At 70.8% G+C, this 19,598-nt stretch carries 20 protein-coding genes; 2 read left to right on the forward strand and 18 right to left on the reverse strand.

Annotated features, from left to right (window positions below; genetic code table 11):
• The 6 genes from ACZ6TI_RS40925 to ACZ6TI_RS40950 form a co-directional block, all read right to left on the reverse strand.
• Complete coding sequence (locus ACZ6TI_RS40925) at positions 1 to 819, reverse strand: ABC transporter permease (protein WP_465350658.1); 819 nt, start codon at positions 817 to 819, stop codon at positions 1 to 3.
• A gap of 2 nt (positions 820 to 821) precedes the next feature.
• Positions 822 to 1,706, reverse strand: a complete 885-nt coding sequence (locus tag ACZ6TI_RS40930) for an ABC transporter permease (RefSeq protein WP_465350659.1) — start codon at positions 1,704 to 1,706, stop codon at positions 822 to 824.
• Positions 1,703 to 2,755: an ABC transporter ATP-binding protein gene (locus tag ACZ6TI_RS40935; protein WP_465350660.1), complete on the reverse strand. Its 1,053-nt coding sequence runs from the start codon at positions 2,753 to 2,755 to the stop codon at positions 1,703 to 1,705. Before ACZ6TI_RS40935 ends, ACZ6TI_RS40930 begins: the two co-directional genes overlap by 4 nt.
• Complete coding sequence (locus ACZ6TI_RS40940; protein ID WP_465350661.1) at positions 2,752 to 3,951, reverse strand: ABC transporter substrate-binding protein; 1,200 nt, start codon at positions 3,949 to 3,951, stop codon at positions 2,752 to 2,754. Before ACZ6TI_RS40940 ends, ACZ6TI_RS40935 begins: the two co-directional genes overlap by 4 nt.
• Complete coding sequence (locus ACZ6TI_RS40945) at positions 3,941 to 4,945, reverse strand: LacI family DNA-binding transcriptional regulator (RefSeq protein WP_465350662.1); 1,005 nt, start codon at positions 4,943 to 4,945, stop codon at positions 3,941 to 3,943. The genes ACZ6TI_RS40940 and ACZ6TI_RS40945 overlap by 11 nt, the downstream gene beginning before the upstream one ends.
• 138 nt (positions 4,946 to 5,083) lie before the next feature.
• On the reverse strand, positions 5,084 to 5,608 hold the full coding sequence (locus ACZ6TI_RS40950) for a DUF6653 family protein (RefSeq protein WP_465350663.1): 525 nt from the start codon (positions 5,606 to 5,608) through the stop codon (positions 5,084 to 5,086).
• A gap of 117 nt (positions 5,609 to 5,725) precedes the next feature.
• Between ACZ6TI_RS40950 and ACZ6TI_RS40955 the strand changes: the two genes are divergently transcribed.
• Positions 5,726 to 6,145, forward strand: a complete 420-nt coding sequence (locus ACZ6TI_RS40955; protein ID WP_465350664.1) for a hypothetical protein — start codon at positions 5,726 to 5,728, stop codon at positions 6,143 to 6,145.
• Between the two features lies 1 nt (position 6,146).
• Here the strand turns inward: ACZ6TI_RS40955 and ACZ6TI_RS40960 are convergent, their stop codons facing one another.
• From ACZ6TI_RS40960 to ACZ6TI_RS40985, 6 genes are all read right to left on the reverse strand, one after another.
• Positions 6,147 to 9,038 carry a BTAD domain-containing putative transcriptional regulator gene (locus tag ACZ6TI_RS40960; RefSeq protein ID WP_465350665.1) on the reverse strand — a complete coding sequence of 964 codons (2,892 nt, stop codon included), beginning with the start codon at positions 9,036 to 9,038 and terminating at the stop codon, positions 6,147 to 6,149.
• A 12-nt stretch (positions 9,039 to 9,050) separates the two neighbouring features.
• Complete coding sequence (locus ACZ6TI_RS40965) at positions 9,051 to 10,070, reverse strand: fatty acid desaturase family protein (protein WP_465350666.1); 1,020 nt, start codon at positions 10,068 to 10,070, stop codon at positions 9,051 to 9,053.
• An 86-nt stretch (positions 10,071 to 10,156) separates the two neighbouring features.
• Entirely contained in the window at positions 10,157 to 11,833 is a 1,677-nt protein-coding gene (locus ACZ6TI_RS40970; RefSeq protein WP_465350667.1) for a DEAD/DEAH box helicase, read from the reverse strand.
• Positions 11,834 to 11,912: 79 nt separating this feature from the next.
• A complete protein-coding gene (locus tag ACZ6TI_RS40975; protein WP_465350668.1) occupies positions 11,913 to 13,295 on the reverse strand; it encodes a glycoside hydrolase family 43 protein in 1,383 nt (460 codons plus the stop codon).
• A 141-nt stretch (positions 13,296 to 13,436) separates the two neighbouring features.
• Entirely contained in the window at positions 13,437 to 13,616 is a 180-nt protein-coding gene (locus ACZ6TI_RS40980; RefSeq protein ID WP_465350669.1) for a hypothetical protein, read from the reverse strand.
• A gap of 47 nt (positions 13,617 to 13,663) precedes the next feature.
• On the reverse strand, positions 13,664 to 13,912 hold the full coding sequence (locus ACZ6TI_RS40985; RefSeq protein ID WP_465350670.1) for a hypothetical protein: 249 nt from the start codon (positions 13,910 to 13,912) through the stop codon (positions 13,664 to 13,666).
• A gap of 80 nt (positions 13,913 to 13,992) precedes the next feature.
• Here ACZ6TI_RS40985 and ACZ6TI_RS40990 point away from each other — a divergent pair, with 80 nt between their 5' ends.
• A complete protein-coding gene (locus ACZ6TI_RS40990) occupies positions 13,993 to 14,187 on the forward strand; it encodes a hypothetical protein (RefSeq protein ID WP_465350671.1) in 195 nt (64 codons plus the stop codon).
• 53 nt (positions 14,188 to 14,240) lie between these two features.
• Here the strand turns inward: ACZ6TI_RS40990 and ACZ6TI_RS40995 are convergent, their stop codons facing one another.
• The 6 genes from ACZ6TI_RS40995 to ACZ6TI_RS41020 form a co-directional block, all read right to left on the reverse strand.
• A complete protein-coding gene (locus ACZ6TI_RS40995) occupies positions 14,241 to 15,278 on the reverse strand; it encodes an ABC transporter ATP-binding protein (protein WP_465350672.1) in 1,038 nt (345 codons plus the stop codon).
• Positions 15,275 to 16,090 carry an ABC transporter permease gene (locus ACZ6TI_RS41000; protein WP_465350673.1) on the reverse strand — a complete coding sequence of 272 codons (816 nt, stop codon included), beginning with the start codon at positions 16,088 to 16,090 and terminating at the stop codon, positions 15,275 to 15,277. The genes ACZ6TI_RS40995 and ACZ6TI_RS41000 overlap by 4 nt, the downstream gene beginning before the upstream one ends.
• Entirely contained in the window at positions 16,078 to 16,932 is an 855-nt protein-coding gene (locus ACZ6TI_RS41005; protein WP_465350674.1) for an ABC transporter permease, read from the reverse strand. Before ACZ6TI_RS41005 ends, ACZ6TI_RS41000 begins: the two co-directional genes overlap by 13 nt.
• A complete protein-coding gene (locus tag ACZ6TI_RS41010; protein WP_465350675.1) occupies positions 16,925 to 18,067 on the reverse strand; it encodes an ABC transporter substrate-binding protein in 1,143 nt (380 codons plus the stop codon). The genes ACZ6TI_RS41005 and ACZ6TI_RS41010 overlap by 8 nt, the downstream gene beginning before the upstream one ends.
• A 96-nt stretch (positions 18,068 to 18,163) precedes the next feature.
• Positions 18,164 to 19,009 (reverse strand): alpha/beta fold hydrolase, encoded by an 846-nt coding sequence (locus tag ACZ6TI_RS41015; protein ID WP_465350676.1) that lies wholly within the window; start codon positions 19,007 to 19,009, stop codon positions 18,164 to 18,166.
• Positions 19,006 to 19,512: a nuclear transport factor 2 family protein gene (locus tag ACZ6TI_RS41020; RefSeq protein ID WP_465350677.1), complete on the reverse strand. Its 507-nt coding sequence runs from the start codon at positions 19,510 to 19,512 to the stop codon at positions 19,006 to 19,008. Before ACZ6TI_RS41020 ends, ACZ6TI_RS41015 begins: the two co-directional genes overlap by 4 nt.
• Positions 19,513 to 19,598: the final 86 nt, after the last annotated feature.

Below are 19,598 nucleotides of genomic sequence, written 5' to 3' on the forward strand. Positions count from 1 at the left end.
TCAATCGGAGGGGTCGCGGACCCGGGCGACCAGCTGGGTCGGGTTGACGAAGCGCAGCGCGACAACCAGCAGCACCAGCATCATCGACGTGTAGATGACGGCCATCGCGTCGACCGACTGCTGGGCGCGGATGCCGGCCGCGGACATCGAGTTGTAGAGCGCGACCACCAGGGTCTGCGAGTCGGGTCCGGCGGTCAGGAAGGTCAGCTCGAACATGCCGAACGTGCGCACCAGCACCAGGATCGAGGCGGCCAGGATGCCGGGCAGCAGCAGCGGGGTGAGGATGCGCGCGAAGACCTGGCGGGTGGTGGCGCCGCACATCCGGGCCGCGCGTTCGATCGCCGGGTCGATCTGCTCGATGAACGGGGTCATGGTGAGGATGACGAACGGCACCGAGGGCACCAGATTGGCCAGCACCACCCCGGACAGGTTGCCGGCCAGGCCGTATTTGTAGAGGACCGTCGCCAGCGGGATGCCGTAGGTGATCGGGGGCATCAGGATGGGCAGCAGGAACAGCAGATAGAGCAGGCGGCGGCCGGGGAAGGAACGGCGGGCCAGCACATAGGACGCGGGCACGCCGATCAGCACCGAGATCGTCACCACGAGCAGCGAGATCTCCAGCGTGACGAGCAGGACCGGGCCCAGGGTGAAGTCGTCCCACGCGTCGGCGTACCAGTCGGTGGTGTAGCCGCCGGTCGGCAGCCAGCTGTCGAACCACCGCCGGCCGAACGAGCTGACCACCACCGAGCCGATCACGCCGGCCAGGTTGATGAAGAAGAACAGCACCGCGCCCCAGATCACCCACGCGAGCGGACGCATTCTCATCCTTTGCCTCCCGCGGTGGAACCGGTGTAGAGCAACGCGCGCCAGCCCAGCACGACGCCGACCACGATCAGTTCGACCACGCCCATGATCACCGCGATGGCGGCGGCGAGCACGTAGTCGTACTGGACGTAGGCGGCCTCGTAGGCGGCGATCGAGATCACCCGGGTGGTGCCGGACGGATCGCCGACCAGCACGGCCGACGGGAAGACGCTGAACGCGAGCACGAAGGTCAGGCAGAACGTGGTGGCCAGCCCGGGCGCCAGCAGCGGCAGGGTGATCCGGCGGAAGCGCTGCCAGGAGCCGGCGCCGAGCGTCGCGGCGGCCCGTTCCAGCGCCGGGTCGATCCCGGACAGATAGGAGGTGACCAGCAGGAACGCGAACGGGAAGCCGGTGATCACCAGCGAGAAGAACACGCCCCAGTAGTTGTTGGTCAGCCGCACCGGCCCGTCGGTCAGCCCGATGCCGATCAGCACCCGGTTGAACCAGCCGGTCGGCCCGAGGAAGTTCAGCAGGCCCTGGGCGGTGAGCACGGTGCCGAGCGTGATCGGCAACACCAGCAGCGTGGTGAGCAGCCGCTTGCCTCGATGACGGCCGCGCATCCGATAGGCGATCGGCACCGCGGCGAGCACGTTCAGCAGCGCCGCGGGCAGCGAGATCCGCAGCGTGGTCAGCACGGTGTCGCGCAGATAGGCGTCGGTGAAGAACCTCCGGTAGGCGCCGAGCGGCCCGCCCTCGGCCGGCTGGAAGGACAGCCCGATGCCGTAGAGGAACGGATAGACGAACAGCAGCAGCACGAACAGCGCCGCCGGGATCAGCAGCAGCAGGTGCCGGTCGATGCCCCGGTCGGCGAGCCGGTGCCGCAGCGCGGTGGCGGCGGTCATCGCGGAAACACCAGCAGGCGGGCGGGATCGGCGGTGATCCGGACGCGGTCGCCGACGGCCGGGCGGTGGGCGCTGCGCAGATTCAGGACCAGACCCTTTTCGGTACGCGCTTCCACCGCGACCTCGCGCCCCTGGTATTCGACCACTTCCACGGTCGCCGCGACGCCGCCGTCTTCGGCGATTCTCAGGTCCTCGGGACGGACGGCAGCCACCACCTCGTCGCCGGCGGTGACGGTGCCGACCGGCGTACCGGTCAGAGTGAGACCGTCACCCTCCACGGTGACCACCCCGGCGGCCGGCGTGCCGGCCCGCAGCCGCAGCAGGTTGCGGTAGCCCATGAAGTCCGCCACGTGCCAGTTGACCGGCCCGGCATGCAGCTCCTCCGGCGTGCCGATCTGCTGCACCCGCCCGTCGCGCAGCACCACCAGCCGATCCGCCAGCGACAGCGCCTCCTCCTGGTCGTGGGTGACGTAGACGGTGGTCAGCCCGAGGCTCTGGTGCAGCCGCCGGATCTCGGTGCGCATCTCCAGCCGCAGCTTCGCGTCCAGGTTGGACAGTGGCTCGTCCATCAGCACCAGCGCCGGCTCGAGCACCACCGCGCGGGCGATCGCCACCCGCTGCTGCTGCCCGCCGGAGAGCTGACCGGGCAGCTTTCCGGCGTGCTCGTCCAGATGCACCAGCCGGATCGCGTCGTCCACCCGGCGTCTCGCCTCGGCCCGCGCGACCCGGCGCATCTGCAGCCCGAACGCGATGTTGCGGCGCACCGACAGATGCGGGAAGAGCGCGTAGTTCTGGAACACCATGCCGAAGCCGCGGCGCTCCGGGGCCACCGTGTCCAGCCGCCGCTCGTCCTGCCAGATGCTGCCGCGGGTCAGCGGCAGCAGCCCGGCGAGGCAGTTCAGCGCGGTCGACTTGCCGCAGCCGGACGGGCCGAGCAGGGCGATGAACTCGCCCCGCCCGATCGTCAGGCTCAGGTCGGACAGCGCGTCGCGGCCGGCGAAGCTGCGGCTCACGCCGTCCAGCCGCAGGTGGGTGAAGCCGGTGGTCACTTCTTCACCTTCGCGCCGCCGATCTCGCGGTCCCAGCGGTCGAACGCGGCCACCAGTTCCTTCGAACCCAGCGGCACCTCGAGCGGGTTGTTCGCGATCAGGTCGGCGTATTCGGGACGGCCGAACTCGTTGATCGCGGCCTGGCTCTCCGGCGGCGCCGCGGACAGCTCGACGCCCTGGATCGCCGGCCCCGGATAGAAGTACCCCTGGTCGTACGCCTTGGCCTGCTGCTCCTTGGTGAGGATGTGGGCCAGCAGCAGGAGCACGGCGGCCTGGTCGTCGGCGGGCACACCGTTCGGGATGACCGCGTAGTGGGCGTCGGTGACCCAGTGGAACCCGTCCAGCGTCCCGGTCTTCGCCTCCTTGGGCACCGTGCCGAGCACCCGCGGGTTGATGTCCCAGCCGGTGGTCGAGACGATGATCTTCGCGGATCCGTTGGCCAGGTTCTTCATCGTGTCCGAGGTGCCGGACGGATACAGGGTGATGTACTTGTTCAGCTCGGCCAGATAGGCCCAGGTCTTGGTCCAGCCGTTCAGCGGGTCCTTCGGGTCGCTGTCGCCGAGCAGATAGGGCAGCCCCATCAGGAAGGTGCGGCCCGGACCGGAGTTGGACGGACGGGCATATTGCACGGCGCCCGGGTTGGCCTTCGCATAGTCGAGCAGTTCCTGCACGGTCTTCGGCGGGTTCGGCACCTTGGCGGGCAGATATTCGATCAGCGGACCGGACGGATAGTAGGTGACCACCACGCCGTGGTCGCCGGCCAGCTTCTGCATCGCCGCGGCGCCGGGCAGATACTGCTGCATGCCGGTGAGCCGACTCGCATACTTGGGCAGCAGCGGGAGCCACAGGCCCTGCTCGATGCCGGCCGACAGGCCGTCCACCCCGGTCAGCACCAGGTCGATGTCGACCCGGTTGGCGTCCTGCTGGGCCTTGACCTTGCCGACCAGCTCCGGCGCGGTCGCCTTGGAGTAGGTCACCCGGGACACGACATCCTCGTTCTTGGCCACGAAGTCGTCGATCATGCCCTGGGTCAGCTGCAGGTCGCCGGCCACATCGAGGACGTTGAGGGTGACCGCCTTGGCGGGCTTGTCCGGCGCGTCGCCGCCGGTCCCGGCGGGCGTACCCGCATCGGGCGCGCTGCAGGCCGCGAGGAGCAGGGCGGCGGCGAAGGTGACGGCGAGAGGGCTACGGGGCATGGTGGTTCCCCTTTCGGTTGGGACCGGTTGAGCCGCGCACCATCAGATGCGCCTCGAGTTCACGCCGGGTGGTGCGGACCGCCTCCGGCTTCTCCAGCAGTTGCAGCAGCAGATCCACGCCGGCCCGGCCGCTGAGCTCGGTGGCCAGCGCGAGGGTGGTCAGCGGCGGGCTGACCATCTCGGACAGTGCGATGCCGTCGATGCCGATCACGCTGAGCCGGCCCGGCACGGGCACGCCGCGGGCGGCCAGCCGGCTGAGCAGGCCGAGCGCGACGACGTCGTTGTAGGCGACGATCGCCGTGGCCCCGGTGGCCAGCACCAGGTCGGCGGCGGCCACGCCACCGGCGAAACGCGGCTGCACGTTGCCCACCTCGACCAGGTTGATCCCGGCCTCGGCGGCGACCGTGCGCAGCGCCCGGATCCGGTCCCGGTTCGACCAGGAGCCGCGCGGGCCGCCCACCCAGGCGATCCGGCGGTGGCCGAGGGCGACCAGGTGGGCGACCGCCTGACGCATGCCGCCGAGGTTGTCGAAGGTCACCGACGGGAACCGGTCGACGCGGCGGTTCAACATGATCATCGGTGCGGTGCCGGCGATCGAGCGGAGGTCCTGCTGGCTCATCCGCGGCGAGCACAGGATCAGGCCGTCGACGTCCTTGCTGAGCACGCGCACCAGATGCGCCTCGGCCGCCGGGTCCTCGTCGCTGTCGCTGAGGAAGAGCGCGTAGCCCGCTTCGCGGGCCCGCGCCTGAATGCCCTTGACCACGCTCGGGAAGAAGGGATTGGCCAGGTCGGGGACGATCAGGCCGAGATTGCCGGTACGCCCGGTGATGAGTCCCCGGGCGGCGCGGTTCGGCTCGTAGCCCAGCCCGTCGGCGGCCTGCCGCACCCGATCCCGGGTCTGCGCCGCGACCAGCTCCGGCGTGGACAGTGCCCGGCAGACCGTGGACGCGGAAACGCCGGCCACGCGGGCGACGTCTCTGATCGTCACCCGCATGCCGGCCTCCGCCAAGATCCATCGATCTACGGCTATGTCCTGGGCAGTTTGAAATTTGTTTCAGGGATGTGTCAAGAGGGCCGTTGTCCGTCCGGTGCCCTGAGCAGCCAACACTCCGATGAAATCGTTTGTGGAATCTCAGTACTCCCAGCTCGCGTACTCGGGCTCGCGCTCCTTCATCTCGTCGAACAGCAGCACCATGCGGTCGATGAACCAGGACTTGGAAAGCTGGATGACCACCAGGCCGGCGATCGTGGCGAGCAGGTCCAGCCGCCACAGGCCGAAGACGATCAGCACGAGGCCGACGGTCTGGAAGGAGTAGGTGATCGCGTAGACGCTCGACTTGGCGAACTTGGCCGGGAGTTCGACCTTCTTTCGGTCCGCCCAGATGCGTTCGCCGAAGACGCCCCGGGACGCCCAGTTCCGGGTCGAGCGCGGTTCCTTGAAGAGCAGCGGGTTGACCATCAGGAAGGTCACCGACAGCGCGATCGGCAGCAGCGACCACCAGCCGATCCAATCCCGGCTCCAGACGGACAGCATGATCAGCGGCAGCGCGGCGAACCGGGTCCAGACGCTGATCGGGTTGGCGTGGCGCATCCAGCTGTCGCCGCTCAGGCCGAACGCCTTGGCGACCCGCTGCTCGCTGGTGACGGTGGAACTCATGGCAACCTCCGTGGGCAGTGCTGGTGGGTGATGGCGTCGACACTGCGCCGCCGGCCTTGACGATCGCTTGACGCGCGCGCCAAGCCGGCGTCAAGCGCCCGGCCGGAGGATGACGCCGTGGTTGTCGACGAGGGCCGCCTGCCGCCGGGGATCGTGTTCCGCCGGTTGGGCACGGCCGCAGAGTGCTCGCAGGCCGGCCGGCTCCTGACCGGCCGCCGGTCCTACCGGTCCCCGCGCCTGTCCGGGGACGAGGAGTGGTCCGGGCTGTGGAGCCTGACCGACGCCGACGCCCTGTGGGCGGTGGCCGCGACGCTGCGGCTGTCCGCGGTGGTCCTGGAGGTGCGCGCGCTGGCCGCGCACGGCGCCCTCTGGGACCGGCTGCTGCGCGAGCTGGCCGACGCCGGCCGCGCGCACGGCGCCGAGTGGATGGTGGCCGCGGCCGACCGCGACACCGCGGATCTGTTGCGCGACAACGGTTTCGGCGCCGCGCCCGATCTCGGCCTGCCGCCGCTGGGCTGGCTCGCCCGCGAGGTGTGAGTCAGCCGCGCGGCTCGGCCTTGTGCATGCGCTCGCCGGTCAGTGCGACCAGTTCGTCGGCCTCATCCAGCAGCCGTGTCGCCTCGGCGGCGTTTCCCGCCAGTCCCTCCGCCTCGGCGAGCAGGCCGAGCACCCAGCTGACCAGGTGCCGCGCGCCGCGCGACCGGATCGCGTCGAGGCTTTCCCGCAGGTCCCGTGCGCCCCCGGCCGGATCGCCCTCGACGGCCCGGGCCCATCCGGCGACCGCCGCGGCATAGCTGAACCAGGCCGGCACCGGCCCGGCCAGCTCGAGCGCCTGCCGGGCGTGCCGACCGGCCGCGGGAACGTCCCGGCGCAGCGCGCTGACCAGGGCCGCGCTGGTGAACACTCCGGCCCGCACCAGCGGCGCGCTGGACCGGGTGCGGGCGATAGCGGCGGCCAGGTGCCGGTCGGCCTCCTCGTGGCGGCCGAGCAGGTCGAGCACCGGCGCCAGCTGGAGCCGGACGGTGACGTCGACCGGCAGCGCCTCGTGCGGCGGCGTGGGCGTCGCACCCGCGAGGCCGAAGCTCTGCTCGAGGTGTTCCAGGGCGGCGGCGGGCTCGCCCAGACACCACAGGGTGCGGCCCATCGCCAGGTGCACGAGAGCGAGCGAGATCGGATCGTCCAGACCCTTGCCGACCTCGAGCATGCGCTCGGCCAGCTCCCGCGCCTCGGCGTGCTCGGCCCGGGCCACCGCCACCTCGTAGAGCCCGCGGTAGGCGGCGATGGTGGCCTCCCCGTCGGCCAGTTCCTCGGCCAGCTCCCGGGCGCGCGTCACGGCGGCCCGGCCCGGACCGGACTGCGCGCCGTCGAGCTGGGCGTGCAGCGTGCCGAGCCGCATCTGCACGTCGAACTCGGATCGGTCGCGATCGGCCGACGCCGGCTCGGCGGCGAGCAGTTCCAGCGCGTTCCGGAGATGCCGTTCGGCCTCCTCGTGGGTCAGCGTGCCCAGCGCGCGATCGGCGGCCGCCAGCAGGTGCGGCAGGGCGGCGCTCGCACCCACCACGGGTGCGGCCAGCCACCACTGCTCGCCGGCGGTGTCGCCGCGGCGGGCGAGTGCCTCGGCGACGCGGGCGTGCAGGCGGGCCCGGCGTACCCGGCTCACCTCGTGGTAGATCGCCTCCCGGATCAGCGCGTGGGTGAAGCGGAACCGGCCCACCTCGGCCGCCTCGAGCACCAGCCCGGACAGCAGGGCCGCCTCCACGGCGTCGAGGGCGGTGTCGTCGTCCAGGCCGGACACGTCGCGCACCACGTCGAGGGCGAAGTCCCGGCCGACCACCGCGGCCACCAGCAGGACCGCCTGGGTCTGCTCGGGCAGCCCGGTGACGCGGCGGCGCACCACGTCGCGCACGCCCTCCGGCACCGAATCGAGCGCCACCGCCCGGCGTCGTTCGCTGCCGAGCGTGCGCGCCAGTTCCCGGACGAAGAACGGGTTGCCGCCGCTGCGATCGTGCACCAGCCGGACCAGTCGTTCCTCGGGCTCGGCGCCCAGCCGGGCGACCAGCAGCCGCCGGACGTCCCGCTCCGGCAGGCCCCGCAGGTGGATCCGATCCACCGACGACAGTCGAGCCAGCGCGGCCAGGGTCTCGGACGGCGTCGCGCCGACGTCCCGCAGGGTGGCCACCACCATGATCCGCGACGCGGCGGCCAGCATCGGCAGCAGCCGCAGCGAGCCGGGGTCCGCCCACTGGAGATCGTCGATCACCACCAGCAGCGGGCGGTCCGCCGCCGCCCGGCCGAGCGACGCCACGACCGCGCGGCACAGCCGGAAGCGCACCGCCTCGACGTCAACCACCGGTGGCGCCGGCGCCGGGTCCCGCGCCGTGGGATCGTCCGCGCCCAGCTCGCGCAGCACCTGCGTCCAGGGCCAGAACTGCGGCGCGCCGGGTTCCTCACCGCAGCGTCCCCAGGCGACCGCGAAGCCCTCGGCGGCTCGGGCCAGCTCCTCCGCCAGGCGGGTCTTGCCGACCCCGGGCTCGCCGGCCAGCAGCACGATGCGGCCGGGCCCGGCGCGCGTCGCGTCGAGCGCGCGGCGCAGGGCGGCCAGCGACTCGGCCCGCCCGACCAGTTCGTCACCGGCCGGTTCGGCGATCTCCGGCGCGGGTCGCGGGGCCGGCGGCCGGTCGAGCTCCGGCGCGTGCCCCAGGATCTGCCGGTGCACCGCGGTCAGCTGCGGACCCGGCTCGATCCCGAGCTCGTCGGCCAGCAGCCGGCGCGCGTCCTGATAGGCGCGCAGCGCATCCGCCTGCCGCCCGCCGCGATAGAGCGCGAGCATCCGCAAACCCTGCAGACTTTCCCGGTACGGGTGGTCCGCGACCAGCCGATCGAGCTCGGCGACGGCGGCGGAGTGCCGCCCGGCGGCCAGGTCCGCGGCGATCCGGTCCTCGAGTGCGGTGAGCCGCAACTCGCTCAGGCGGGCGCGCTCGGGCCGGGCGAAAGGCGCATCGGCGAAGTCGGCCAGCACCTCGCCGCGCCACAGCGCCAGCGCCTGCCGCAGCGTGTCCGCGGCCGGCTCCGGCTCGTCCGCCACCAGCAGCCGCCGGCCCTCGGCGGCGAGCGCCTCGAAGCGGGTGGCGTCCAGCGAAGCCACGATCTGATAGCCCGGCGGCCGGCTGATCAGCACCCGCGCCGGGGTCCGCGGGTCCCGCCCCGGCTCCAGCAGCCGCCGCAGATGCGACACATAGGCCTGCAGCGACCCGATCGACTGGGCCGGTGGATCGTCGCCCCACAACTCGTCGACCAGGTGCTCGAGCGAGACCGCGCGGCCGGCGTGCAGCAGCAGGATGGCCAGGACGGCACGCTGCTTCGGGCGACCGAGGTCCACCGGTCGCCCGTCCACCGTCACCTCGAGCGGGCCGAGGATGTTGAACTCCACCAAGCGCTCACCCTACGCGCGCAGCGGTGCTCCGACCTCGTGCAGATGGCGCAGCGCCTGCCGGTACGACTCGACCAGGCTGGTCTCCTCGTAGGACACCCCGACGCTCGCGCAGTAGGCCTCGATGATCGGCTTGGCCTTCTTCAGGTTCGGGGTCGGCATCGCCGGGAACAGGTGGTGCTCGATCTGATAGTTCAGGCCGCCCAGCGCGATGTCGGTCAGCCAGCCACCCTTGACGTTGCGCGAGGTCAGCACCTGCTTGCGCAGGAAGTCCTCGTCGCCGTCCGGGTGCGGCATGCCCTTGTGGTTCGGCGCGAACGTCATGCCCAGGTAGACGCCCCAGACCGCGTGGTGCACGAGGAAGAACGCGAGCGCCTGCAGCGGCGAGAGCACGACCAGCAGCGCGGTCACGTAGGCCACGAGGTGCGCGGCCATCAGGCCGGCCTCCAGCCCGCGCTGCTTCATGCCCGGCTTGCGCAGCGCCTTGATGCTGGAGATCCGCAGGTCGATGCTGAGCAGGGTGAGCAGCGGGAAGAACAGCCCGGCCTGGTGCCGGGTGATGAAGCCTTTGAGCCCACGCCGGCCCCACGCCGACTCAGTGGCCCAGATCAGCACCTCGGGTTGCACGTCCGGGTCGAGGTCGTCGTGGTTGGGGTTGTTGTGGTGCCGGGTGTGCTTGTCCATCCACCACCCGTAGCTCATCCCGACGAGCACGTTGGCCGCGATCCGGCCGGTGCGCTCGCTGGGCTTCTTGGTGCGGAACACCTGGCGGTGGGCCAGGTCGTGGGCGATCAGCGCCACCTGGGAGAACATGATGCCCAGGAAGGCCGCGACCGCGAGCGTCCACCAGGACGAGCCGACCAGGAAGAAGGCCACCCAGCCGCCGAGCAGCAGCGCGGCGACGGCGCTGATCCGCACGGCGTAGTAGACCGGTCGCCGCTCGAGAAGCCCGGATTGCGCGATCTGCCGACCCAGGTCGGCGAAATCGCTGCGTCCCCCGGCAGCCCTGGGGCGTTCCATAGTCGTTGTCATGTTTCCAGGATCCCGGCCTGCGGGCGCCGGGTCAGGAGCGTGAGCACCCCTCCCAAGAGGGGTGCTAACACCCGTTTAAAGCGTGATCAGCGCTGGAACCGCTCCCGGCGCACGGTCGGCCGGCGGCCCCGGATGGTGCTGCGCTGGAGCGCGGCGATGACCCGCTCGGCGACCGGCTCGGGCACCTCCACCAGCGAGAACCGGTCGGTGATCTGGATCGCGCCGATGTCCCGCGAGTTGAGCCCGGCCTCGTTGGCGATCGCGCCGACCAGGTCCTGCGGGCGCAGGCCGGCCCGGCGGCCGAGGCCGACGAAGAGCCGGGTCGCGCCCGCGTTCGGCCGCTTACCCTCCGCTCCACGGCGCGGCGCGGCGCTGCTGCTACTGCGCTCCGCGCGGGGGTCGCGAGCCACCGCGGGGATCTCTTCCTCCTCCTCGACGTCGCCGCCGGCCGCCTCGTGCGCCAGCTTGACCGCGGCCAGCGCCACCGTCTCCAGGTCGAACTCGTCCTGCAGCGAGTCGATCACCACCCGGAAGCGCTCCAGGTCGTCGGCCTCCAGGTTGGCGTGCAGCGCGGCCCGGGTGAGCTCCATCCGGCGGGCCCGCAGGTCGGTCACCGTGGGCACCTTCTCGATCACGATGCGCTGGCCGGTGAGCCGCTCGATCGCCTTGATCATCCGGTGTTCGCGGGGCTCGGCCAGGGTGATCGCCGCGCCCTCCCGCCCGGCCCGGCCGACCCGGCCGATGCGGTGCACGTACGCCTCCGGGGCGGACGGGACGTTGTAGTTGACCACGTGGGTGAGCTGCTCGATGTCCAGGCCACGGGCGGCCACGTCGGTCGCCACCAGCAGTTCGGTGGTGCCCGCCCGGAGCCGGCCCATCACCCGGTCCCGCTGGTCCTGGCTCATCCCGCCGTGCAGGGCCTCCGCGCGGTAGCCGCGACCGTTCAGGATCTCGGTGACCTCGTCGACCTCCTGGCGGGTGCGGCAGAAGACGATCGCCGCGGGCGGCGCCTCCACGTCGAGCACCCGGGCCAGCGCGGCCGGCTTGTGCGCCCGGGCCACCACGTAGGCGCTCTGCCGGACCAGCGGCAGCTCGCCCGGCGTGGAAGCCTCGCGGCCCATCTGGATCTTGATGGGTTTGCGCAGGTGGCGACGGGCGATGGCGTCGATCCGCGGCGGCATGGTCGCGGAGAAGAGCACCGTCTGCCGCTCACTCGGCGTCTCGGCGAGGATCTCCTCGATGTCCTCGGCGAAGCCCATGTCGAGCATCTCGTCGGCCTCGTCGAGCACCACGGTGCGCACCGCGCCGAGCTTCAGCGTGGCCCGGTTGATGTGGTCGAGCACCCGGCCGGGCGTGCCGACGACCACGTCCACTCCGCGCTGGAGCGCCTGCAGCTGGCGGCCGATGGGCTGGCCGCCATAGACCGGCAGGACGCGGACGCCGAGGTCGCGCCCATAGCGGTGGATGGCCTGGGAGACCTGCTCGGCCAGCTCGCGGGTGGGCACCAGGACCAGCGCGCCCGGTCCCGCCTCGCGGGCGCCGGGCTCCAGGCCCTGCAGCACCGGCAGGGCGAACGCGGCGGTCTTGCCGGTGCCGGTCGCGGCCTGCCCCAGCAGGTCGTTGCCCTCCAGCAGCGGCGGGATCGCCTCGCGCTGGATGGGGGTCGGCTCTTCGTAGCCCAGGCTGGTCAGTGCCTGCAGCAACTCCGGCCGCAATGCCAGGCCGGCGAAGCCGACGGCCTCCTCGGACGGATGGTCGCTCATGATCTGCGGAGCCCTTCGATCCTTCGTACACGTCAGCGATGCGCGCGCATCGCTGACGTGCAGGATACGGAGCCCGCTTCTAGGGGGTAACTCGGAAGGTGGCGTCCTGCCGATCCGTCGCGCTCGATGACGAGCTCAACGGGTCGATACGCAGCACGTATTCGTAATGACGCAGGTAGCGGTCCGGAAAGTTGTACGACCGGAAGGATGACCACGCGGAGTCGGCCAGGCCCGCGGTCCGATAGAACGTCGCGTCGCCACGGAACGTCGCGGTGCCGTCGCTCGCGTCCAGCCGCATCGCGTAGTTGGAGTGCCGCAGATAGCGGTCCGGGAAGTTCACCGACTGGAACGACACCCCGGCGGAGTCGGCCAGGCCGGGCACCATCCGCCAGAGCTGATCCTGATAGGGGTCGAATGGATAGGTGTCCACCCGGGCCGCATAGTCCGCGTGCCGCACGAACCGATCCGGCAGGTTCGACGACTTCAGCCGCGTCCAGGCCGGCAGCCCCCAGCGGTTGACCAGCGCGGAGTGCTCGGCCGAGGTGATGCCGGCGATCGAGCCGTGCTTGGCGTTCAGCGGCGGCGTGAAGGCCCGCTGGTTCAGCGCGGTCCATGCGTTCGCCCCGACGTTCGAGGTGGACCAGGCGTAGTAGTCGTTGTTCACCGGGCTGAACGAGTCACCCCAGAGCCGCCACCCGGCGCCGTCGTTGTTCCTGATCAGCAGCGGCGCCTCGATCGCGTTCCCCTGGCGCAGCCCGCTGGTGTAGGTGCTGTAGCTGTTCGCCGCGCCGGTGGCCGAACGCGCGCCGTAGAGCAGGCCGTCGTTGAGGTTCTTGTAGTAGAGGTAGAAGGTCGAGCCGTCGACCACGATGTCGCCGTCCAGCACCCCGAACCCGGGGCTGAAATACACCTGGTTCGTGCTGACCGTGCGAAAGTCCGAGGTGTAGTTGACCATGAACACGTCGGTGCCGTTGTTCGCCGAGTAGACGATGCCGTACTGCCCGCGGGCGGCGTCCCAGAACGCGGTCGGCGCCCAGGTGTGCGTGGCCAGCCCGTGCATCCGGATGCGGCGGTAGCCGGTGAAGCTGGTCAGGTCGGTCGAGTCCCAGACGTGCAGGTACTGGTTCTGCAGGCCGAAGTCGGTGCCCTTGAGGTCGGTGGCCAGCACCACGAAGGTGCCGTCCTGCTTGCGGAACACGTACGGGTCGCGCAGCCCACCGGTCCCGGCCGTGGGGACGGCGACCGGGTTGTTCTGGTTGAGCGGCGACCAGTTCAGGCCGTCGGCGCTGACCGCGAGGTGCAGGCCGTAGTCGGCGCCGGTCTGGGACGGGGTCTCGGTGAAGTAGGCGAAGACATAGGCGGAGTTGGCTGCCGACGCGGGGGACGGCGACACCACAACGGCTGCGGTCACGGTGATCAGCACGGCGCTGAGCAGGGACAGGATTCGTCGGGGGAATGACATGGCGGCGCCCTTCGCTTTTCCGAGCAGGCAGATGTGAACGCTCACAGCCCGACCGTTGCGGTCGGGTTTCCGAAACGTGCCAGAAGAGTGTTAGCGATAACATCAGAGCCCGTCAAGCTTCGACGTCTGTCAATGTGTTGATCAGTCCCCGGAGACCTTCACCGCATCTGGATCAATGCCGAGCATCTGCAGCAGCGAGGCGTTCTTCACGGTGTCGATCTCGTCGGGCAGGGTCTTGTCGGCCCACTCCGCTCGGGCGTGCCGCTGCCGGAAGCGCAGCTCGGCAACGACGTCGGACTTCTTCACGGTGCTGGGTGTCATCGGATTTCCTCAGATTAGGCGCGCTCGACCCCTGGGTGGCGGAAAGCTCACGCCGCCGGGGACTCGAGCGACGCCCTCAGCCTACGCCCTTGCCGCAGGGGCAGGGCGCAGGCCAGCGACAGCACCACGAAAAGCGACGCGAACGGGGTGGCCGCCCAGGCGACCCGCCGACGCACGGCCCCGGGGTGCGGCGCGCTGGCGGCCGGCGACCCCGGCATGGCGGTCTGGGTCGTGGTGGGACCCGAGCCGTTCTGGGCCGCCGGGCTCTTCGCCGCGCTGCGCCGGCCGGATCGCATGTTCGGCACCTGGTTCCTGCTGACCGGCACCGCCTTCCTGGCCTCGGTCTGCCTCGGCGGCCCTGGACGCGGCCGGCCCGGTGGTCGGCGCCCTGGACAAGGCCTTCCTCGGCTGCGTGGTGATCGGCGTCGGCCTGCTGGCTCTGCGCTATCGGCGCACCTCGCAGGACGAACGCCGGCGGATCCGGTTGCTGCTGCTCGGCATGGGCGCCGCGATCGTGCTGTTCGCCGCCACTCGCTCAGGGCCAGGGCGTCGTCCGCACCGTCCACCGTGATCAGCGCCGTGATCGTGATGGGGCGAATGGTAGGACCGAGCGGCCCCGGCCGATCAGCCGGGCAATGCCAGTACGGGTGACGGCCGCACGCCCACCCGCACCCGGGTGCCCGGGCCCAGCCGGCTCACCTCGGAGCTGCCCACCTGGGCCAGGACCCGGGTGCCGTCGTCCAGGTCGGCCTCCACCCGGCACAGCGAGCCGAGGAAGGTCGCCGCCACCACCCGGCCGTTGCCGTCCTCCTCCGGGGTGACGAGCACCGACTCCGGGCGGACCAGCACCGTGACCGGGCCGCTGCCGGGTGACCCGGGCAGCAGCGGCACGCCGGCGCCCAGCACGTCCACGCGATCGCCCGCGGCGGTGCCCGGCAGCCGGTTGGTGAGCCCGACGAATTCGGCCACGAAGGCGGTGCGCGGGCGCTCGTAGAGCTCGGCCGGCGGCGCGATCTGCTGCAACTGCCCGGCCGACATCACGCCGACCCGGTCGGCCATCGCGAGCGCCTCTTCCTGATCGTGGGTGACGAACAGCGTGGTGGTGCCGACCTCGCGCTGCACCCGGCGGATCTCGTCGCGGAGCTGGCTGCGCACCTTGGCGTCGAGCGCGGACAGCGGCTCGTCGAGCAGCAGCACCTGCGGCGCGATGGCCAGCGCCCGGGCCAGGGCGACGCGCTGCTGCTGGCCGCCGGAGAGCTGCTGCGGATAGCGCTCGGCGTGGCTGCCGAGCCCGACCAGTTCCAGCAGCTCACCGGCCCGCTCACGCCGCGCGGCGGCGCTGGTCTTGCGCAGCAGCAGGCCGTATTCGACGTTCTGGGCGGCGGTCATGTTCGGGAACAGGCTGTACGCCTGGAAGACCATGCCCATGTTGCGCCGGTGCGCGCTGACCCCGGTGATGTCCTTGCCGCCGACGATGATCTTTCCCTGGTCCAGCTGTTCGAGACCGGCCAGCGCCCGCAGCGCGGTGGTCTTGCCGCAGCCCGACGGCCCGAGCAGGGCCACCAGCTCACCCGGGCTGAGCTCGAGCGTGAGTCCGTCCAGGGCGTGCACGTTCCCATATGAGCGGCGCAGATCTTCCAGCCGCACTTCGACCCCGGTCACGGCGTCGGCCTCCCTACTGGGGCGATAACGTCGGTGGCTTTCGCGGAACGGCGCCGGGGCGCCACGTACGCGAGGCCGAGCAGCAATACGAACGCGAACAGCAGCGCCGCGACCGAGACCGCTACGGCCACCGCGGCGTTGCGCTTGCCGAGCAGGTTGATGACCACCTGCAGGGTGTCGAAGTTGAGCAGCGACGCGATGGTGAACTCGCCGAGCACCAGCGCGACCGACACCACCGACGCCGAGATGACCGCGCCACGGATGTTCGGCACGACGATCCGCAGGAGCACCTGGGTCCACGACGAGCCCAGGCTGCGCGCGGCCTCGGCCAGCGTGACCACGTCGATCGCGGCCAGGCCGGCGTCGATCGCGCGGTAGGCGAACGGCAGCACCAGCACGATGTAGACGAACGTCAGGGTCAGCGGCGAGTCGCCCAGCAGGTACGTCACCCAGGCGTAGATCGGCGCCACCCCGACCACCAGCACGATCGCCGGAATGGTCAGCGGCAGCAGGCAGATGAACTCGATCACCCGCCGCATCCGGGGCACCCGCAGATGCACCCAGGTCATCGTCGGCACCAGCAGGAGCAGCATGCCGACGACGGTGAGCAGCGCCAGCTCGACCGAGGTGAGGATGGACGCGACCAGGTCGTCGTCGGTGCCGATCGCCGCCCACGCCTCGCCGGTGCGGGTGTCGCCGGCGCCGCGGGTGCTGAACTCGACCATCGCCAGCAGTGGCAGCAGCAGGTAGACGCCGATCACGATCAGCACCAGCCACCTGGTGATCAGGCGTGCGCGGTTCACCGGAGCCATCGCGCGGTCCTTCGCTGCAGCAGCGCGTAGAGCGCCATCACGATCGCCACCACGATGATCATCCCGAGCGCCAGGGCCTTGCCCACGTTCGCCTGGCCGAGCACGATCTCGCTGGTCACGGCCGCGCGGATCTGCAACGGGACGAGCGGGCTGCCCTGGCTGATCAGGGCGGCCGCGGTCGCGTACGCCGAGAAGGCGTTGGCGAACAGCAGCAGCGTGGCACCGATGAAGCTCGGCGCGAGAATCGGGCCGCCGACGTGGCGCCAATACGCCCAGCTCGACCCGCCGAGGCTGTCCGAGGCCTCGCGCCACTGCGGCTTGAGGCCCTCCATCGCGGGCAGGAAGACGATCAGCATCAATGGGATCTGGAAGTACGTGTAGACCACCGCGAGCCCGGCGAACCCGTAGATCCAGGAGCCGCCCGCCTGGGGGTCGACGCCGAACCAGTCCTGCAGCAACAGGGTGACGAACCCGTTGAAGCCGAAGGTGGCGAGGAACGCGAAGGCCAGCATGACGCCGCCGAACTGGGCGAGCACGCCGCTGGCCGCGACCACCGTGCGCCGCAGCACGCTGTCCGGCTTGCTCTCGGTCACCGCCCAGGCGAGCAGCGCGCCCAGCACCGCGCCGAGCAGCGCGGTCACGATGGACAGCTCGATCGACCGGACGAACGCGTCCAGATAGGCCCGGCCGCCGGTGACCGTGCGGATGTTCTCCATGCTGGGCCGGCCGCCGGCGTCCTGGAACGCCCCCGTCACCACGATGTACGTCGGCCACAGCAGAAAGACGGCGACGAACAGGAGGAACGGGAGCGTTCCGGCGTACCGCAGAAGTCTCCTAGCCAACTGCCTGCTGCCAGTTCGCCTTGAGGTAGTCCTGGACCGTCTTGAGCTGGTCCTGGGTGAGCACGACCGCCTCACCGGTGGTGGCCGGCAGCGCCGCCGCGGCGGCCGCGTCGACCGTGCCGTTCTTGGTCATCACGTCCAGCAGCACCGGCCGGGCGAAGCCCTTCAGCCAGAGGTTCTGGCCCTCGGGCGAATAGAGGAACTCCTGCCAGAGCCGGGCCGCGGCCGGGTGCGGCGCGTCCTTGTTGATCGCCTGGATGTAATAGGCGCCGACCACCGCGTTCTGCGGCACGACCACCTTCCAGTCGACCTTGCCCTTGAGCGCGGCGGTCTGCGCGACGTTCAGGTAGTCCCAGTCGATCACGACGGGGGTCTGTCCGGACGCGATGGTGGCCGGGGTCGGGTCGACCGGCAACAGGTTGCCCGCGGCCTTCAGCTTCTTGAAGAAGTCGACGCCCTTGCTGATGTCGTCGGCCGATCCGCCGTTGCCGAGCGAGGTCATCATCACGCCGTGGAAGCCGGCCGACGCCTCGGTCGGGTTGCCGTTCAGCGCCACCTTGCCCTTGAACTCGGGCTTCAGCAGGTCCTGCACGGTGACCGGGGCGGGGACCTTCGCCGCGTCGTACCCGATCGACATGTAGCCGGTGTAGTCACTGGCCCACAGGCCGGTGGGCTCCTTGAGGTTGGCCGGGATGTCGTTGAACGCGGTCACCTTGTAGGGCGCGAAGATGGCCGTGTTGGCGATCGCCACGTTGGCGCCGAGGTCGAACACGTCCGGCGCGCGGTCCTGCCCCTTGAGCTGGGTGGCCGCGTTGATCTCGTCCTGACTGTTCGCGTCCGGCTGGGCCGAGTCGACCTTCAGGCCGTACTTCGTCTCGAACGCCTTGATGATCTCACCGTAGTTGGCCCAGTCCGGCGGCAGCGCGATGACGTTGAGCGTGCCTTCCTTTTTGGCCGCTTCGACGAGTTTGTCCATGCCGCCGAAGTCGGCGACCGAGGTCGCGGTGGCGGACGAGCCGGCGGCGGCGCCGGTGTCCTGCGCGGGAGGCGCCGACGGCGACCCACAGGCCGCCGCGGCCAGCAGAAGGGAGGCACCGGCCACCGACACGATGGCCTTGGTTCGCAACTTGCGCACGGAGGTTCCCTCCTCGAAGAAAAGTGGGGAGACCGTGATCATTTATCCAAACCGGGCCGAAGCGCAACCTCCGGGCGGCCACACCTGCCGTCCACGTCAGCGTTTGGCCAGGTCGCGAATCAGCTCGGTGACGAACTCGGGGCGCTCCTCGGCCGCCCAGTGTCCACAGTGCTCGATCACGCCGCCGTCCGCCGCGGGTGCGATCGCCTGGGCCGTGGCCAGCGTCAGGCCGCCGAGGCACGCGTCGCCGCCGTACCCGCGTACCGGAATGGTCAGGGGCGTGGCGGATCGGGCCTTGACCTGCTCCGCCGAGCGGAAGAAGTCCTGATAGACCGCGAGGCCCGCGCGCAGCGCGCCGGTCTGGGTGATCGCCGCGACATACTCGTCCAGGTCCGCCTCGGTGACCGCGCTCGGGTCATAGGCGAAGTGCTGGAAGAACCAGCGCAGGTAGGGGCGCTCCTTGCCGGCGATCAGCAGCTCCGGCAGATCGGGCACGGACTGGAAGCCCATGTGCCAGAGGAAGTTGCCGCCGGCCACCGGCGCCATCGCCTGTTCCATCAGGCCCAGCCCGGGCAGCGCCATCTCGACGATGCCGAGCGCGGACACCCGCTCGGGATGCGCGGCGGCGAAGACGTAGCCGAACACCGCGCCCCAGTCGTGGCCCACCACCGTGACGTCGCGCAGATCCAGGTGGTCGGCCAGGGCCTCCAGATCGGCGGCGTAGGTCTCCGCGTCGTAGCCGGCGGCCGGTTTGCCGGAGTAGCCGAAGCCGCGCAGGTCCGGCGCGATCACGGTGAAGTCGCCGGCCAGCTGCTCGATCACGTGGCGCCACTCGTACCAGGTCTGCGGCCAGCCGTGCAGCAGCAGGACCGCCGGGCCGCTGCCGGCCACCACGTAGTGCTGCTTGACGCCGTTCAGCCGGGCGGTGTGGTGGGTGCTCACGAGGGGCTCCCGAAGACGGCCGCCGCGGCCTTCTGCCACTCCGGGTCGTTGACGTCGATCAGGGTCGGGTTGCCGTCGCACCACTGGAACGTGTGCTTCAGCTTGCTGATCTTCCAACCCCCTTCGGTACGCCGGAACGAGTTCTCGTACCAGCCGTACTGGGTGTAGTGGTCGTCGCCGTGCCGGTTGGGGAGGCGGTGCCGGGAGATGTGGTAGAAGATCCCGTCCGCCTCGTCGCCGTGCAGGTTGATGTGGAAGTTCGAATACTGGTGCATGACGGTGAGCTTCTGCAGGCAGGCGCTGGCGAACTCGGCCCACACCGCGGGCGTGGTCGTCGCCGGGGGCTGCCCGGTCAGGTCGAAGAAGTCGACGTCGAACGGGTCGGTGAGGGTGTCCGCGTAGAGCTGCCAGTCGTGCACATCGAGGCCGCGCCCGAAGCGCAGCATCACGTCGCTGATCTGCTGCCGGTCCCACAGCTCGCGGACCATGTCGTCGGTGTTCATCGCCAAACTGTATGCAACTTTTTGCTAACTGCATACAGTTCAGGGGCAGAAGATCGTGACCGGATCGACACAGCGGCGACACAGTG

This window comes from Actinoplanes sp. NPDC051388, from assembly GCF_055586225.1.